General features: G+C 39.8%; 11 protein-coding genes. 9 read left to right on the top strand and 2 right to left on the bottom strand.

Translation table 11 applies throughout. The annotated features are described in order from the left end of the window. Positions 1–6 precede the first annotated feature (6 nt). Positions 7–2,604 (bottom strand): DUF6923 family protein, encoded by a 2,598-nt coding sequence (locus tag Q4597_RS09290; RefSeq protein ID WP_303405979.1) that lies wholly within the window; start codon positions 2,602–2,604, stop codon positions 7–9. Positions 2,605–2,858: 254 nt separating this feature from the next. On the opposite strand from Q4597_RS09290, the gene Q4597_RS09295 reads away from it, so the two are divergent. The 6 genes from Q4597_RS09295 to Q4597_RS09320 all read left to right on the top strand — a co-directional run bounded on the left by Q4597_RS09295 (position 2,859) and on the right by Q4597_RS09320 (position 11,178). After that, positions 2,859–4,634 (top strand): long-chain fatty acid--CoA ligase, encoded by a 1,776-nt coding sequence (locus Q4597_RS09295; protein WP_303405980.1) that lies wholly within the window; start codon positions 2,859–2,861, stop codon positions 4,632–4,634. A gap of 184 nt (positions 4,635–4,818) precedes the next feature. Further along, complete coding sequence (locus tag Q4597_RS09300; RefSeq protein ID WP_215438942.1) at positions 4,819–5,301, top strand: MarR family winged helix-turn-helix transcriptional regulator; 483 nt, start codon at positions 4,819–4,821, stop codon at positions 5,299–5,301. 22 nt (positions 5,302–5,323) lie between these two features. Then, positions 5,324–7,729 carry a 3-hydroxyacyl-CoA dehydrogenase/enoyl-CoA hydratase family protein gene (locus Q4597_RS09305; protein ID WP_303405981.1) on the top strand — a complete coding sequence of 802 codons (2,406 nt, stop codon included), beginning with the start codon at positions 5,324–5,326 and terminating at the stop codon, positions 7,727–7,729. 44 nt (positions 7,730–7,773) lie between these two features. Then, a complete protein-coding gene (locus tag Q4597_RS09310) occupies positions 7,774–8,121 on the top strand; it encodes a four helix bundle protein (RefSeq protein WP_303405982.1) in 348 nt (115 codons plus the stop codon). A 38-nt stretch (positions 8,122–8,159) separates the two neighbouring features. Further along, positions 8,160–9,350 (top strand): acetyl-CoA C-acyltransferase, encoded by a 1,191-nt coding sequence (locus tag Q4597_RS09315; protein WP_215438939.1) that lies wholly within the window; start codon positions 8,160–8,162, stop codon positions 9,348–9,350. A 31-nt stretch (positions 9,351–9,381) separates the two neighbouring features. After that, a complete protein-coding gene (locus Q4597_RS09320) occupies positions 9,382–11,178 on the top strand; it encodes an acyl-CoA dehydrogenase family protein (RefSeq protein ID WP_303405983.1) in 1,797 nt (598 codons plus the stop codon). 79 nt (positions 11,179–11,257) lie between these two features. On the opposite strand, the gene Q4597_RS09325 is transcribed toward Q4597_RS09320, so the two are convergent. Further along, a complete protein-coding gene (locus Q4597_RS09325) occupies positions 11,258–13,060 on the bottom strand; it encodes a glycoside hydrolase family 15 protein (RefSeq protein WP_289040367.1) in 1,803 nt (600 codons plus the stop codon). Positions 13,061–13,162: 102 nt separating this feature from the next. Here Q4597_RS09325 and Q4597_RS09330 point away from each other — a divergent pair, with 102 nt between their 5' ends. Genes Q4597_RS09330 through Q4597_RS09340 form a run of 3 tightly spaced genes read left to right on the top strand, consistent with a single transcriptional unit; the run spans position 13,163 to position 17,757 of the window. Then, entirely contained in the window at positions 13,163–15,373 is a 2,211-nt protein-coding gene (locus Q4597_RS09330; RefSeq protein WP_303405984.1) for a bifunctional alpha,alpha-trehalose-phosphate synthase (UDP-forming)/trehalose-phosphatase, read from the top strand. Positions 15,374–15,390: 17 nt separating this feature from the next. Beyond that, the gene (locus tag Q4597_RS09335) at positions 15,391–16,578 is read left to right on the top strand and encodes a nuclear transport factor 2 family protein (RefSeq protein WP_303405985.1); all 1,188 of its coding nucleotides are present in this window, start codon (positions 15,391–15,393) and stop codon (positions 16,576–16,578) included. A gap of 6 nt (positions 16,579–16,584) precedes the next feature. Further along, positions 16,585–17,757 carry a nitrate/nitrite transporter gene (locus tag Q4597_RS09340; protein ID WP_303405986.1) on the top strand — a complete coding sequence of 391 codons (1,173 nt, stop codon included), beginning with the start codon at positions 16,585–16,587 and terminating at the stop codon, positions 17,755–17,757. The last annotated feature ends 45 nt before the right edge of the window (positions 17,758–17,802 follow it).

The raw sequence follows: 17,802 nt of genomic DNA on the forward strand, positions 1-17,802 counted from the left end.
AGGGAACTATTTTACCATCAATTTATCACTCCACGTTCTATCATTGCTACTTGTAATTTTGTAGAAATACAATCCTGGAGTCAAGTTGTTTTTCTTCAAAACGATCATATTTTGACCTTCTTTTGAATCTCCCGTCATATCGTGGGAAGATATTTTTTTACCGGCCATGTTAAACAATTCAAAAGTATAGGCCCCAGCACTTTCTTCATAAAAATAGAGGCTGGACTCCGTACGTACCGGGTTAGGATATACTATAGATTCCGAAATATCGTCTGAAATAAAAATCTTATCCTCCATTAAATTATTGAATGATACATTGGAAAGGCTCATTTGCTTTTCTTCAACATTTCCTTCTTCGGACAATAGATTAAAGTTGATTACTTTTAAGCTAGAAAAATCTGTTGTTGCATTGGTTGCGTTTTTAAAGTCCGTATCCAAGACCGTAAAAGTTTTCGCTTCAGCCGTCAAATTTACAGTGGTTGTATACGTAGTACCATCGCCCTTTAGCAATTTTACTTCTAAAGTTCCTGTGCCACTAGCCTCAAAGGACAGCTTACCATAATCCGATAGATCAACCGGAGTAAATCGCGGACTTAGCGCTCGATACACCCCAATATAGCTGGATGTTTTTCCGCTTAACTCAATATTACGTTCTACAGGGTAGCCATCTTCTATGTAAGGCGCTTGCACTGGCGTAACCTCATAATTCTCTACCGTTGTACCTTCTGCAGAACCATCTAGCCCCCAAGGTGCATCGGCAACAAAAAGGTCGTCCGGAGTACCATTAGCAATACTTACCCTAAAGCCAAAATCAAATATATTTCCGGTACTTAAGGCCACAGAATCTAAATACCCATCTATTGGAGCTGCCAACTTCATGGTTTCCGTGGTGCCGGTTTCGGTCTTTTTCAATCCACCTTCTAGCTGAATTTTCTCTGTTTTGTTGTTGTTTACCAGATTAAGGATAACTTCTCCTTTGGCATATTTTGCCGATTTTACAAAAACGGGTGGTGGCGTAGAACCTTTATATTCGGAAATTGGGCCATGCACTTCCAAAAGATTTAAAATTTCATCCGCCAACAAAAGCAAGTCATCTACCGTGTTGGACCATATTTGGAAATTGTAATAAGCTGAATTATCTGCATAAGCATCAATATTCCAATGAGATTCCACTACAAATTGATCATTAGCATCCAAACGTGCAGAAAAAGTTAATGCGAACTCCGTATTTCCATCTGGCTGCTTGATAATAGATTTTATAAAATCCTTTTCTCGTAATTGAATAGTAGAAACCGATAAAAGTTGCGCTCCCAAAAACCGGTCGCAAATAAATTTACTATGTTCGTAAACCTTATTGTCCGTTTTTATGACCATTAAAGCACCAATATTGTCATCTTTTCTAAGATAATCTACCGAATAAATATCCGAAGCATTGGTAAGATCCAGCAAATCTACGGGAGAAGATTCAATAGTACTTGTTTCCCCTACTACATCCAAAGGAACAAGTTGGGTTAACGGAATAGCATCTGCAGAGAATTTTCCGGTCTTGGCATAACTTGGTCCCTTCATGACTCTCTTTGCCGTAAGCTTATCAAATTTATAATTGGTTTTAGCTCTATTGTAGTTACGCTCCCCAATAAGCGAAGACAAACGGTCATTACTTTCCAGACCGCCATCATTAGCTCCGGAAGTCAATGTAATTGTGGGGCATGCGGCAACACCGGAACACGAAGGGTCATCACAATCTACAAGCCCATCGCCATCATCATCAATTCCGTTGATACAATCCTCTTGTGGCACTGGTGCCGTAGGACATCTTGCCCCGTCATTACTAGAAGCTGCAGGGCCAAAAGCGAAAATATTGGACTTTATTACTCCAAGACTGATGTCTTGAACCCTATCTACTTTATACACCGCTCCCGTTTGGTTGGCGGAAATGTAGAAATTACCGTCTACATCAAAATAGACCGCACCAAAAGTGTAGTTCAACCCTTGTAGAATAGGAACTACTCCAAGCGCCTCAACTTCTCCGGTATCGGCACTAATTTTATAGAGTATATTCGTACCCTTTTCCACAGTGTACAGTTTATTATCTTGAGCATTAAAAGCCCAATCTGCAATAGATAGACTCTTGCTTAATGTAAACTCTCCAAGGTATTTAAGATAATTTTCAGATTCAGGATTCAAATCAATTTTATAGTATGATGCGCCACCCGCTTTAAAATAATAAATACCTTCTGTTGAAATATCACCTACATACTTGTTACCTGTAGGTAATTCAGGAATTTGATATTGATCCACTTTAAAATCCTTTCCTATACGAACAATAGATCTAGATGGAGTTGACAAATATCCCCAGATGTATCCATCTGTAGTATTGTAAGCAACTGCATTTACATTACCTGGAGTAATATTTTCTGAAACAAGATAAGAGCTGCCCGATGCCAGGTCTAGTGCATAAATATCATTATATTGAAACAAATATGCATTATAGTCACAATCAAACGGGGTAGACTGCGCTACTGTTTTGGTATTAAAAAATAAGAGAAGTACGGACACCGCAAAAAATTTGGCGGCCAAACCTATAGTGTATTTTTTCTTCATAATTTCTGCGATTTGGGGTTCATAGGGTTTATTACAAAGTTAACGCAAGGTTTCAAGGAATTTTCTTACATTCGTTTGGAATGATATCATAACCCGTTCGTTTACAATTTATTGTAGATGAATGGTTAAAATCGATGTATATCTTAAGACCTACACAGATTGTCATATTTGTAATCAGAATACATTTTATTTATTAATGTAATTTTAAAATCCGGTGTTCTTTCACTATTTTGCAAGGACATTTAAATACCAATATGCAAAACGTTTCCCGTCTGTTCGATTTTCCACACTACCAGTTGGAAAAATTCAATTTAAAAAAGTCACTCGTCTCCAAAAAAGACGGGAAGTGGATTTCTACGTCCACTCAGGAATATATAGACATGGCAAACACCATTAGTCGTGCGTTGCTAAGAATGGGGGTTAAACCCAATGACAAAATTGCCGTAATATCAATGACCAACCGTACGGAATGGAACATTATGGATATAGGTATTCTTCAACTTGGGGCTCAAAACGTTCCGGTTTACCCCACTGTTTCGGAAGAGGATTATGCCTATGTTCTCAATCATTCGGAAGCCAAATATTGTTTCGTTTCTTGTGGAGAAGTGTTTCAGAAAGTAAAATCCATACAAGACCAGGTATCTAGTCTTGAACATGTATATTCTTTTGACCAAGTTACCGGTTGCGATAATTGGGAAAAAGTACTTGAGCTAGGCTCGGATACATCAAACCAAGAAGATGTAGAAAAGTTAAAGGATGCGGTAAAGAGCACAGACCTTGCTACCCTTATATATACGTCGGGCACAACGGGCAGGCCCAAAGGTGTCATGTTATCCCATGAGAATTTGGTAAGCAATGCCCTGGAAAGTTCTAAACGTTTTCCCATTGAAGACGGAAAAACAAAGGCACTAAGTTTCTTGCCCCTATGCCATGTGTACGAACGTATGCTTATTTATTTGTATCAATATAGAGGTGTTACCATCTACTATGCCGAGTCCCTGGATAAAATTAGTGAGAATTTAAAGGAAACCCAACCTCATGTAATGACTGCGGTTCCTAGGCTTTTGGAAAAAGTTTATGATAAGATTTATGCCAAGGGTGCGGAGCTTTCAGGTATTAAGAAAAAGCTGTTCTTTTGGGCCGTAGAGCTGGGACTTAAATATGAACCCTACGGAGCCAATGGATGGTGGTACGAACAGCAATTGGCCTTGGCCAGAAAGCTTATATTCAGTAAATGGAAAGAAGGTCTCGGCGGAAACCTAAGCCTTATTGCTTCGGGCAGTGCAGCACTACAGCCCCGTCTGTCCCGTATTTTTAACGCTGCGGAATTTGGCCTTATGGAGGGTTACGGACTATCGGAAACATCTCCCGTAATCTCCGTGAACGATATGCGCGATGGCGGTTTCCGTATTGGAACCGTTGGCAAGCCTATTTCACGAACCGAAGTAAAGATTGCCAATGATGGCGAAATCTGTATAAAAGGCCCACAAGTAATGATGGGCTATTACAAAGATGTTCAAAAGACCGAAGAAGTAATCATAGACGGTTACTTTCATACAGGTGATATTGGCGAGCTGGACAGTGATGGTTTTCTAAAGATAACCGATCGTAAAAAAGAAATGTTCAAAACTTCGGGCGGTAAATATGTTGCTCCCCAGCTATTGGAAAATCGTTTTAAGCAGTCTAGATTTATTGAACAGATCATGGTAGTTGGTGAAGGCGAAAAAATGCCAGCAGCTCTTATTCAACCAGATTTTGACTTTTTACATGAATGGGCCACCAAACATAATATTACGGTCCCGGAAAATTCGGATATTATTCAAAACGAAGAAGTATTGGCCCGCTACCAACAGGAAGTAGACGAAGCCAATGAAAAATTTGCGAAATGGGAAAAAGTAAAACAATTCCGTCTTACCCCAGATGTATGGAGCATTAGTGAAGGACACCTTACTCCTACACTTAAATTGCGCCGCAAGATTGTAAAAGAAAAATATATGGACCTTTATAACGATATTTATGGACGGTCATAGCGCTTCCTGCATTTGTCATAAATTTCAACACAAAATATTATTTTCCTAAAAAAAGTCTTCACAATCTAAGAATAAAGCTATTTCCTCACAATAGCATTGCTTTTCTGATTTAAAAATTCAAAAATATATTATGCATGCATAATATATTTTTTGTATATTTGGTGACCGTCAACCCACCTTATGTATGAAAGACATTACTATAGACTACGCATTGCGAGCCACGTGGCAAGCCGTAGCTCGCATGTACAACGAAGAGGCTAAAAAATTTGATTCTACCATGGCCGTGGGTTTTACGCTTTTAAGTGTAGATCCTAAGACCGGTACCCCTTCTACGGCCCTTGGACCAAAAATGGGCATGGAAGCTACAAGTTTATCCCGTATTCTTAAAAGAATGGAGGAGCAAGGTCTCATAGAACGCAAACCAAACCCTAATGACGGACGTGGTGTATTAATCTATTTAACGGAATTTGGACTAGAGAAAAGAAACGATTCAAAAAATGTGGTCTTACGATTTAATGAAACTGTAAGAAACCATGTTTCCGAAGAAAAGATTAACGGCTTTTTTGAGGTTATGGAAACCATAAATGAGCTTATAGCTGAAAAAACTATTTATACTAATGATAACCTGATTAACGGTCAAGATACACTTGGACCAGAAACAGATTAATTAATAACCCAATAACTACATCGTGAACAAGCATATTAAAAAAGTAGCAGTCATCGGATCCGGAATTATGGGTAGTGGTATTGCTTGCCATTTCGCAAATATCGGAGTAGAAGTGTTATTGCTAGATATCGTTCCAAGAGAATTGAACGATAAGGAAAAAGCAAAAGGATTAACCTTAGAAGACAAAGTTGTACGCAATCGTTTAGTAAACGATTCATTAACGGCAGCCTTGAAATCAAAACCTTCACCTATTTACCATCAAAAATTTGCCTCGCGTATCTCCACAGGAAACCTAGAGGATGATATTGCTAAAGTAAGCAAGGTAGATTGGATTATTGAGGTTGTAGTAGAACGTCTTGATATTAAGAAAAAGGTTTTTGAGAGTCTGGAGAAACACCGTACCCCTGGTACTTTAATTACTTCTAACACTTCGGGTATTCCTATTAAATTTATGTCCGAAGGTCGAAGCGATGATTTCCAGAAACATTTCTGCGGAACCCACTTCTTTAACCCGGCGCGTTACCTAAAATTATTCGAGATTATTCCTGGTCCGGAAACTTCACAGGAAGTACTTGATTTCCTTAATGGATATGGAGAACAGTTTTTAGGAAAGACTTCGGTAGTAGCAAAGGACACTCCCGCTTTTATCGGAAACCGAATCGGGATTTTCAGCATTCAGAGCCTTTTTCACACCGTGAAAGACATGGGCATGACCGTTGAAGAGGTAGACAAGCTTACCGGACCTGTAATAGGTAGACCAAAATCGGCCACTTTTAGAACGGTTGATGTAGTGGGTCTGGACACCTTGGTTCATGTGGCTAACGGTATTCATGAAAACTGTAAGGACGATGAACGTTTAGCGCTTTTTGAACTTCCTGATTTCATCAATACAATGATGGAGAACAAATGGTTGGGAAGCAAAACCGGACAAGGTTTTTACAAAAAATCAAAAGATAAGGACGGAAAGACAGAAATCCTGACTTTGGATTTGGACACAATGGACTACCGTTCAAAGAAAAGTGCCAAGTTCGCTACGTTAGAGTTAACAAAAACTATTGACAAAGTGGTAGACCGCTTTGCCGTATTAGTTGGCGGAAAAGACAAAGCCGGAGAGTTCTACAGAAAGAGTTTTGGACAATTGTTCGCTTACGTATCGCACAGGATTCCCGAAATAGCGGATGAACTCTATAAAATTGATGATGCCATGAAGGCTGGTTTTGGCTGGGAACACGGACCATTTCAAATCTGGGATGCCGTTGGCTTGGACAAAGGGTTAGAATTCATTAAAGCCGAAGGTTTAGAAGCTGCAGCTTGGGTGCAAGAAATGAAATCTGCCGGGCAAGACAGCTTCTACTCTGTAAAAGATGGGGCTTCCTATTTCTATGATATTCCAAAGAAGGCCATGGAAAAAATACCTGGTCAAGATGCATTTATCATTTTGGATAACATCAGAAAATCAAAAGAAGTATTTAAGAACAGTGGTGTTGTAGTTGAAGATTTAGGCGATGGCATATTAAATGTTGAATTCCAATCCAAAATGAACACTATTGGTGGCGATGTACTGGCAGGATTGAACAAAGCCATTGACCTTGCCGAAAAGGATTTCCAAGGCCTGGTTGTTGGTAACCAAGCAGCAAATTTCTCCGTTGGCGCCAATATCGGTATGATATTTATGATGGCCGTTGAGCAGGAGTATGATGAGCTTAACATGGCTATTAAAATGTTCCAAGATACGATGATGCGCATGCGTTACTCGGCTATTCCAACTATTTCTGCTCCTCACGGTATGACCCTTGGTGGCGGTTGCGAGCTTTCACTTCATGCGGATAAAGTAGTTGCCGCAGCGGAAACCTACATCGGTCTTGTAGAGTTTGGTGTTGGTGTTATTCCTGGTGGTGGCGGTTCTAAAGAGTTTGCCCTCAGAGCCCAGGACACCTTTAAAAAGAACGATGTGGAGCTCAATGTCCTCCAAGAATATTTCTTAACCATTGGTATGGCCAAGGTATCTACTTCGGCCTACGAAGCATACGATTTGGGTATTCTTCAACACGGTAAGGATATAGTGGTGGTAAACAAAGATCGGCAGATCGCTACAGCAAAAGCGCACGCTAAATTAATGGCAGAAGCCGGTTACACCCAACCCGTTAAACGAAGTGATATAAAAGTTCTTGGTAAACAAGCGCTAGGTATGTTCTTGGTGGGTACGGACTCTATGGAAGCAAGCCATTACATTAGTGAGCACGATAAAAAAATCGCAAATAAACTCGCATACGTGATGGCTGGCGGTGATTTATCCGAGCCTACGTTAGTGAATGAACAATACCTCTTGGATTTAGAGCGTGAGGCTTTCCTATCTCTTTGTACGGAAAGAAAAACGCTTGAACGTATCCAACACATGTTAAAGACAGGTAAACCTCTAAGAAATTAATGGTAAAGAAGTATTGAGATATTAGTATTAGGTAATTGGATAAAATGCATAAGGTAGAAGATTTAAAAATATGGAAAAAGGCTGTTGAACTAGCTAAATCCATTTATCTACTGGCATCGGAATTACCTTCGGAAGAAAAATACGGACTAGTTTCTCAAATTAAAAGATGTTCTGTTTCAATTCCCTCGAATATAGCTGAGGGGGCTGGCAGAAACTCTCAAAAGGAGTTTAAATATTTTTTGAGTATTGCAAACGGTTCGACATATGAGCTACATACGCAACTCATACTCTTAATAGAATTAAACTTGGTAAAAAAAGAAAAAGTAAAACCCGTAATTGATGTTTGTATTGAAATTCAAAAAATGAATTATTCTTTTCAAAGAACATTGTAATCTCAATACTATACACTCAATACTCAATTCAAAATAATATGAAAACTGCATATATAGTCAAAGCATACAGAACAGCTGTCGGAAAAGCTCCTAAAGGTGTTTTCAGGTTTAAGCGAACAGATGAACTCGCCGCGGAAACCATTGAATACATGATGAAAGAATTACCCGATTTTGACAAAAAACGGATTGATGACGTTATCGTTGGTAATGCCATGCCAGAAGGTTCGCAAGGTCTTAACATGGCACGGTTAATTTCCTTGATGGGATTGGATATTGTTGACGTTCCCGGGGTAACGGTAAACCGTTTTTGTTCTTCAGGTATAGAAACCATTGGAATAGCCACTGCAAAAATTCAGTCCGGAATGGCGGATTGTATCATAGCTGGTGGGGCCGAAAGCATGAGTTCCGTACCTATGACAGGTTATAAAACAGAATTGAACTACGATTTGGTTAGTGAAGGCCATGAGGATTATTACTGGGGAATGGGTAATACGGCCGAAGCGGTTGCCAATGAATACAAAGTCTCTCGGGAAGATCAAGACGAATTTGCCTATAATTCCCACATGAAAGCTCTAAAAGCGCAAGCGGAAGACCGTTTTCAAGATCAAATAGTCCCTATTGAAGTTGAGCAAACGTACATTGATGAAAATGGTAAAAAAGCCAATAAAAAATATACGGTAACAAAAGATGAGGGACCAAGAAAGGGAACTTCTGTAGAAGTATTGAATAAATTGCGTCCGGTTTTTGCGGCGGGCGGAAGCGTAACAGCGGGTAACTCTTCGCAAATGAGTGATGGTGCAGCGTTCGTTATGGTCATGAGCGAAGATATGGTGAAAGAACTTAATCTTGAACCTATTGCTCGTTTGGTCAACTACGCTGCTGCAGGTGTTCCTCCAAGAATAATGGGTATTGGTCCGGTAGCAGCTATTCCTAAAGCCCTTAAACAAGCCGGTTTAAAACAAGATGATATTGAACTTATTGAATTGAACGAAGCTTTTGCGTCGCAATCGCTTGCCGTGATTCGAGAATTAGGGTTAAATCAGGACATCGTAAATGTAAACGGCGGAGCTATCGCGTTAGGTCACCCCTTAGGTTGTACCGGGGCTAAGCTATCCGTACAGCTCTTTGATGAAATGAGAAAACGAAATATGCAAGGCAAACACGGTATGGTAACCATGTGCGTAGGTACCGGACAGGGCGCTGCAGGAATTTTCGAATTTTTGAACTAACACAAGAAAACTAACATTAAGTAAAAAAACTATGAGCAAAGAAATTCTACGTGGGGGGCAATTCCTCGTAAAAGAGACCAATTGCGAAGATATCTTCACCTTAGAAGATTTGAACGAAGAGCAGAAAATGATGCGTGAAAGTACCAAAGAATTCGTTGATCGCGAGCTTTGGGCACATTGGGAACGTTTTGAAAAGAAAGATTACGCTTATACTGAAGAATGTATGCGTAAAGCAGGTGAACTTGGACTGTTAAGTGTTGCCGTTCCCGAGTCTTACGGAGGTATGGGTATGGGCTTTGTTTCTACCATGTTAGTTTGTGATTATATTTCAGGTGCTACGGGTTCATTCAGTACGGCCTTTGGAGCACATACAGGAATTGGTACAATGCCAATTACTTTATATGGAACCGAAGAGCAAAAACAAAAATATGTACCAAAGTTAGCTTCTGGCGAATGGTTCGGCGCATATTGCTTAACTGAACCTGGTGCTGGATCCGATGCCAATTCAGGTAAAACAAAAGCGGTTTTGTCAGAAGATGGTAAGCATTACAGCATTACGGGCCAAAAAATGTGGATATCCAATGCCGGCTTTTGTAGTTTGTTCATTGTTTTCGCAAGAATTGAGGACGACAAAAACATAACAGGATTTATTGTTGAAAACAAACCGGATAATGGAATTTCATTTGGAGATGAAGAGAAGAAACTAGGTATTCACTCCTCCTCTACCCGTCAAGTATTTTTTAGCGATACCAAAGTACCTGTTGAGAATATGCTTTCGGAGCGTGGTAATGGATTTAAAATTGCCATGAACGCCCTAAACATTGGTCGTATTAAATTGGCCGCAGCTTGTTTGGATGCTCAAAGAAGAGTTATTAAAGAAGCTGTGGTATACGCTAATGAGCGTATCCAGTTTAAAACACCGATAATGAATTTTGGTGCTATTAAGGCTAAAATTGCCAATATGGCTACCAATGCTTATGCTGGCGAGTCCGCTAGTTATCGTGCAGCAAAAAATATTGAGGATCGTATAGCCATTCGCGAAGCCGAAGGTAATACGCATCAAGAAGCTGAGTTAAAAGGTGTTGAAGAATACGCCATAGAATGTTCTATCTTAAAAGTTGCCGTTTCCGAGGATGTTCAAAACACAACTGATGAAGGCGTTCAGATTTTTGGAGGAATGGGCTTTAGTGCCGATGCCCCAATGGAGAAAGCATGGAGAGATGCCCGTATTGCAAGAATTTACGAGGGTACCAACGAAATTAACCGAATGCTCGTAGTTGGTATGTTGGTCAAGAAAGCAATGAAAGGCCATGTAGATTTACTAGGTCCGGCTACTGCTGTCGGAGAGGAATTAATGGGAATCCCTTCTTTTGATACTCCTGATTTTTCCGAACTTTTTGCCGAAGAGAAAGATTTAATCAAACGATTGAAAAAAGTCTTCTTGATGGTAGCTGGTAGCGCGGTTCAAAAATATGGTCCTGATTTAGAGAAGCATCAGCAATTGATGCTATCCGCAGCCGATATTCTTATTGAAGTTTACATGGCGGAAAGTACTATTTTGAGAACTGAAAAGAATGCCAAACGTTCTGGTGAAGAATCTCAAAAAACACAGATAGCAATGTCTAAATTATACCTATACAATGCTACCGAAACCATTATTCAAAAAGGTAAAGAGGCCATTATCTCTTTTGCTGAAGGTGATGAGCAACGTATGATGCTAATGGGCTTAAAACGCTTTACCAAATACACGAACAATCCTAACGTAGTAGCACTTCGTACAGAAATTGCGGACAAAGTTGCTGCTGATAACGCATATACTTTCGATTAGTATATAACTCAAGTGTTTGTTGTTATGACGAAAAAACACCCCAGTTGGGGTGTTTTTTCATTTATAATATTCGCTCAAATTAGCTTCGCATAGACTCTTTAATTTCTTCCGCGCTTTCTTTATTTGAGAAATTTACGGCACATTCAATTAACGCCAAATGTGAATAGGCTTGTGGGAAGTTCCCCAATAACCTTTTGGTCTTAAAGTCCAAATCTTCACTAAACAATCCTAAATGGTTGCTATAGCTCAACAATTTTTCAAATTGTTTTAGGGCTTCGTCATGCTCCCCTATTTTAAACAAACTGTTTACGTACCAGAAAGTACAAACGGTAAAGGAAGATGATGGAAGTCCAAAATCATCCTCATTTTTATATCGGTATAGAAGTCCGTCGTTACTTAAATCCTTACCTATAGCTTTTACAGTCTTCTTGTAACGCTCATCGGAAGCATCAACACATCCATAGGATTCCATTAATAAAACGGAAGCATCTAAATGCTTAGAACCGTAAGATTGGGTGTAAGCACCTACTTCTTCGTTCCAGGCATTCTCATAAATATCGTTCCAGATTTCTTCACGAAGCGGCTCCCATTTTTCAATCTTGTGGGTCTTTCCTAGCATTTCTGCCACCTTAATGGCTCTATCCAACGCGGTCCAACATAACACTTTAGAAAATGTAAAGTGTCTGTCTTCCGTACGGAATTCCCATATACCCTTATCCGCTTCGTGCCAGTTGTTCCCTACAATCCAAACAATTCCTTTGGTTATGGACCATAAATCCTCACCATTCTCAATGTCTACACTAAATTTTACCATCTGCTCGTAAATAACATCCATTAAAATGCCATAAATGTCATTTTGCTTCTGATGGTATGCCGCATTACCTATGCGCACGGGTTTTGAACCTTTATAACCACTAAGGTGTTCCAAAGTTTCCTCTGTTAATTTTTTCTCCTTGTTAATACCGTACATGATTTGCAGTTTCTCCGCTTTGTCTGGAATCAAATCGATTATAAACTTTAGGTAACGTCTTGCAATATTTTTATGCCCCAACTCCGATACCACTTTGATTACCATAGAAGCATCACGAATCCAACAAAAACGGTAATCCCAGTTTCTTACTTCACCAATAGTTTCCGGCAAAGAGGTAGTAGCGGCGGCCAATACCGCTCCGGTCTTGTCATAGCTCAAAAGCTTCAACGTTAAAGCACTACGAGAAATTTCATCATTAAACTTCTTGTACTTTGGGGTTCGGGAAGACCATGTTAACCAATATACTTTTGTTCTTTCTAGTTCTAGATACGCTTTTGTTGTACTGGGTAGAAATATCTTTTCATTATATCCCATCAAGAAAAAACCATCTTCCGTTAATGTAATTTCCTTGCCTTCTAGCACAGCCTCTTTATCAAAAGAGGTATAAAGAAACACCGTATCAAACTTAATTTCATGAGTTAAGCTGGCTATAAAATCCTTTTTTATATAACTCTTGGTCTCCCCGGCCGCATATTCTAACTTAGGGTTGTACAACACCTTAAATTTAGGGGTTCCCTCTACCAATCTTATGTATCTAATAAATTCGGGAGGAGCAACATAGGTACCATCTTCTTTATGATACCGTGGCATAAAATCGTGTATTTCAAAGCAATCATCACCATTGGTGAACTTGGTGATTAAAATACAGGTACGCGATTCATATTTTTGTTCAATTTTGTAGCTGTCATCAACTAAAATTTCAAAACTACCCCCTATTTCTTCATCTAAAAGTTTTCCAAAAACCGAAGGAGAATCAAATTCTGGCAAACAGCACCAATCTACACTCCCAGTTTTTGATATTAACGCTGCGCTTCGGCAATTTCCTATTATTCCGTAGTCTAAATTATCCATTCAATAAAATTATTGATTCAATAGAGTAACGTATTGTAATTACCCTTCTTTTTCACGAAATTTAGAGAAATTAAATATAAAACACAGCAAAATATCCAATTTATGGGCAAAACTATCATAATCTCAAATAGACTACCCGTTCAGTTACAAATTAGCAATGGGGCCATTACCGCAATACCTAGTGTGGGTGGATTAGCCACAGGAATGAAATCCGTTCATTCCGGGGGCGATAGCCTATGGATTGGGTGGAGCGGCCTTACCGAGGAAGATATCTCTCCCGAATTGGAACCTAAGATAGACGAGGCATTGGCGGAGCACGGTTCCTCTAAAGTAAAGCTTACGGAAGACGAGGTAGATGGGTTTTATTACGGGTTTAGCAATAGAACCATTTGGCCCTTGTTCCATTACTTTTTGGAGTATTCAGAATTTCAACTGGATTACTGGAACACCTACAAAAAAGTGAATCAAAAATTTGCCGATGCCATTCTAGATAATGCTGCCGATGGCGATACCATTTGGGTACATGATTACCAGTTAATGTTGGTACCACAAATGGTTAGGGAAAAAAGACCAAATGTGTCCATAGGTTTCTTTTTACATATCCCGTTTCCTTCTTTTGAAATTTTCAGGACACTGCCTTGGCGTAAAGAATTGCTTGAAGGGGTTTTAGGTTCGGACCTTATCGGTTTCCACACCTATGATTATGAAAGGCATTTTCTTAGTTCCGTAAGGCGATTGTTAGGGCTAGAAGTAAGCTTTAACGATATTTCTATGGGCGACCGTTTGATAAAGGTTGATTCGTTTCCTATGGGTATCGACTACAAAAAATTTAGCGAAGCGGCCGAAATACATTATAACAAAGCGGAAGACGAACAGTCCGAACTACAACAACGTCTTAACACACACAAGAAAACGGACCCGGATGCAAAGTTCTTTTTATCCATAGACCGCTTGGATTACAGTAAGGGCATTGCCAAACGACTGTACGCTTTTGAATACTTCTTGAATAAATATCCACAGTATAAGGAAAAGGTGAGGCTGATTATTCTTGCTGTACCTTCCCGTTCCAACGTACCGCAATACCAACTATTAAAAAGAGAAATAGACGAATTGGTAGGGCGAATTAACGGTGAATTTTCTACCGTAAGCTGGACGCCCATTTGGTATTTCTACCGATCTATGCCGTTTGAAAACCTTATAGATCTATATACCTCTAGTGATATTGCTTGGCTTACCCCATTACGAGACGGAATGAACCTTGTGGCAAAAGAATACATTGCTACACGAACAGATCAGACCGGGGTTTTAATTTTAAGTGAAATGGCGGGTTCTGCCAACGAAATGAACGAGTCACTATTAATCAACCCCAATAACTTTGAACAGACGGCAGATGCGCTGCACGAGGCTATAAATATGCCCAAGGAAGAGCAAAAAGCAAGAAACTCCATCCTTCAAAAAAGGTTGGCGCGCTATAACGTAGAAAAATGGGCCAATGATTTTATGACCTCATTAAAATCCCAGAACGAGCGCGAGGCGGCAAATATATCCCGTAAACTAACGGATAAATTACTGTCTCCTATAGCCGAAAAATATAGCAAAGCCAAAAAGCGACTATTGTTTCTGGATTATGACGGAACTCTGGCCGGTTTTAACAACGACCCTCAAAAGGCAGGTCCGGACGAGCAGCTATACCAATTGTTGGATACCCTGAACAACCAACCTAATACCGTATTATATTTGATAAGCGGAAGGGACAAGGATACCTTTACCAAATGGTTCTTGCCCAAGAAATATAACATGATAGTAGAACACGGTGTTTGGATATCTCAAGAAGGTGAGCCTTTTAGAATGCTGGAAAACGTAAAGAACGATTGGATGGAACACGTACGTCCTGTTTTGGAGTCTTTTGTAGATCGTACACCGGGAAGTTTTATTGAAGAGAAAAACTACAGCCTAGCATGGCACTACAGAAAAACCGACCCTGATTTTGGGGACAAAAGAGCCACAGAACTTTCTGAAACCCTGACCAGTCTTATTGGTACGGACGATTTAAGCTTGCTCAACGGAAACAAGGTGGTAGAGGTAAAAAGTAGCAATGTAAACAAGGGCCGAGCTTCTATGCGTATTCTAGGAGAGGACGATTATGATTTTGTTTTTGCAATTGGCGATGATTGGACGGATGAGTTCATGTTTCAAGAATTACCGGAAAGTACCGTAACCGTAAAAGTAGGGCGCCAAAAAACCTCAGCTAAATATTACGTGGAGAATACCCTTAAAGTTAGAGATCTTTTACAGAAATTTGCTGAACTGTAAAAAGCCAACCCAATCAGATGAAAATAATATACGTTCTAATTGTAAGCTTACTGTTTTCTATTCCTAATATTTACGCCCAACAGAATACGGAAGTATATCTTTTGGACATAAAAACGGTAAACGGTAAAACCGAAATGGTAAACCCGAGAAATATAAGTAATAACGAAGGCTATGACAACCAACCTTCTTTTTACAATGAGAATACTATTTTATTTTCATCTACGCGGAAAGGCCAAACGGATATTGCCAAGTACGATGTAAAATCCGGGGCATTAACATACATTTCGGATACACCGCAGGGCAGCGAGTATTCCCCGTTAAAAATTCCCGGAAAAAATTCCACCTCGGCAATTCGTTTGGACACCACAGGGCTACAACGTCTCTATGAATATAGTATTTGGGACGGCAGTTCTACCGAAATCCTTAAAAATCTGAAAATAGGTTATCATGTTTGGTTCGATGAAAAAACCATTGTTTCTGCGGCCTTGGGCAATACCGGCCTTAACCTGGTAATTTCCGATGTAGAAAATGGCAGCCATGATACCATCTATAACAACGTAGGGCGTTCACTTCATAAAATTCCCGGTAAGAACCTCATCAGCTTTATTAGTAAAAATAGCGACCCTTGGGAGGTAAAATCCCTGGACCCAAAAACTGGAAAAATCAAGACCATTACCCCAATGTTCAAAAATATTGATGATGTCTGTTGGTTGGCCAACGGCCACATTATAGCTGCCGATAACAAAACCTTAATGGAGATAGCTCCAGAGGAAAGTAAAGAGTGGAAACGCTTCTTACGATTGGACAAAAAGGGGCTGAACAACATTAGCCGAATTGCGGTAAGCCCTAACGGTAGCCACCTTACCTTGGTAGTGGAACAAACACCCGAAGCCATTGTTCAAAATCAACTAGATGCGTACAATGCCAGAAATCTAAACGCTTTTTTAAATACGTATTCGGAAGACATACAAGTTTACGATTACCCCAATACACTCATATACCAAGGAAAAGACAAATTAAAAGAAACATACAAGACCTTTTTTGAGTCTACGCCAGATTTACATTGTAAAATTAGGAACCGTATTATTCTAGGTAATAAAATCATAGACAAAGAAAAAGTTACCGCCAATGGCAAAGTGTTGTGGGCCGTTGCCATTTATGAAGTGGAGAACGGCAAAATTGCCAAGGTTACTTTTATCAAGTAATTTATATTGAAGCCTAAAGCCCATATACTCCCTATAATCATACTTTCGCAATTTGCCTGTACATCCTTATGGTTTGCCGGTAATGCCATTGTAGATGAATTAACCTTAAAAACAGGGTTAGGGCCTGAAATTATTGGTTATGTGCTCTCTTCGGTACAGTTCGGTTTTATTATTGGCACATTGGTTTTTGGCCTTTTTATGATTGCGGACCGCTTCTCGCCTTCCCGTGTTTTTATGACCTGTTCCGTTTTAGCGGCAGCCTGCAATTTTCTTTTGCTCTCAGAAACCCTTTCTGAATGGACGCTGCTCTTAGCCCGTTTTGGCACAGGTTTTTTTCTTGCAGGTATTTATCCCGTAGGAATGAAAATAGCGGCAGATTATTATCAAGAAGGATTAGGAAAAGCTTTGGGGTATTTAGTTGGTGCACTTGTTCTAGGAACCGCTTTCCCCTATTTTGTTAGTGGCACCAGTTTAGGTAGTGATTTTACATTGGTCATAAAAATTACCTCTGCCCTTGCTATTGTAGGTGGTGTTCTATTATGGATGTTGGTTCCCAATGGACCGTTTCGGAAACCCAGTGCCAAGCTTTCTTTGGGCGCAGGCCCGTTACTTTTTAAACTACCCAGTTTTAGACAAGCTGCTTTTGGGTACTTTGGGCACATGTGGGAGCTCTACGCCTTTTGGGCGTTTACACCATTGGCACTTAAGACCTACTGCACCATTAGCGGTGCTGAATTGTCCGTTCCCTTGTCTACAGGAATTATTATTGCATTAGGCGGACTCTCATGTGTTTTAGGCGGATTAATCTCCTTACGAACAGGCAGCCGTAAAGTAGCCGTAATTTCATTACTCCTTTCTGGACTTTTTTGTTTGCTTTCACCCTTACTCTTTATGCTTCCTAAAGAATTGTTTTTAGTGGGGTGGAGTTTTTGGGGCATGGCCGTTACGGCAGATTCTCCACAATTTTCAAACCTAGTAGCCGGCTCAGTACCTCCAGAATTGAAAGGTACGGCATTAACCCTGGTAAATTGTATTGGTTTTGCCGTTAGTATTTTTAGCATACAGTTACTGTCTACGCTTGCGGAAACCATACCCCTTATTTACCTATTTACCTCTTTGGCCCTTGGTCCTGCCATTGGACTTTTAGGTCTACTAGGAAAAAATAAAAAGAACGATTGAGTTACACCAGCTATAAATAATCTTCAGCACTATCCCCGAGCAAAG

Origin of the sequence: Zobellia sp. 1_MG-2023, assembly GCF_030549125.1 — a bacterium.
In the GTDB taxonomy this organism is placed as follows: Bacteria; Bacteroidota; Bacteroidia; order Flavobacteriales; family Flavobacteriaceae; genus Zobellia; species Zobellia russellii.

Excerpts from the sequence above, each read along its gene's own strand:
- Q4597_RS09330 (WP_303405984.1), top strand. The coding sequence starts at position 13,163 with ATGGGCAAAACTATCATAATCTCAAATAGACTACCCGTTCAGTTACAA.
- Q4597_RS09300 (WP_215438942.1), top strand. The coding sequence starts at position 4,819 with ATGAAAGACATTACTATAGACTACGCATTGCGAGCCACGTGGCAAGCC.
- Q4597_RS09335 (WP_303405985.1), top strand. The coding sequence starts at position 15,391 with ATGAAAATAATATACGTTCTAATTGTAAGCTTACTGTTTTCTATTCCT.
- Q4597_RS09290 (WP_303405979.1), bottom strand. The coding sequence starts at position 2,604 with ATGAAGAAAAAATACACTATAGGTTTGGCCGCCAAATTTTTTGCGGTG.
- Q4597_RS09310 (WP_303405982.1), top strand. The coding sequence starts at position 7,774 with ATGCATAAGGTAGAAGATTTAAAAATATGGAAAAAGGCTGTTGAACTA.
- Q4597_RS09315 (WP_215438939.1), top strand. The coding sequence starts at position 8,160 with ATGAAAACTGCATATATAGTCAAAGCATACAGAACAGCTGTCGGAAAA.
- Q4597_RS09295 (WP_303405980.1), top strand. The coding sequence starts at position 2,859 with ATGCAAAACGTTTCCCGTCTGTTCGATTTTCCACACTACCAGTTGGAA.
- Q4597_RS09320 (WP_303405983.1), top strand. The coding sequence starts at position 9,382 with ATGAGCAAAGAAATTCTACGTGGGGGGCAATTCCTCGTAAAAGAGACC.
- Q4597_RS09325 (WP_289040367.1), bottom strand. The coding sequence starts at position 13,060 with ATGGATAATTTAGACTACGGAATAATAGGAAATTGCCGAAGCGCAGCG.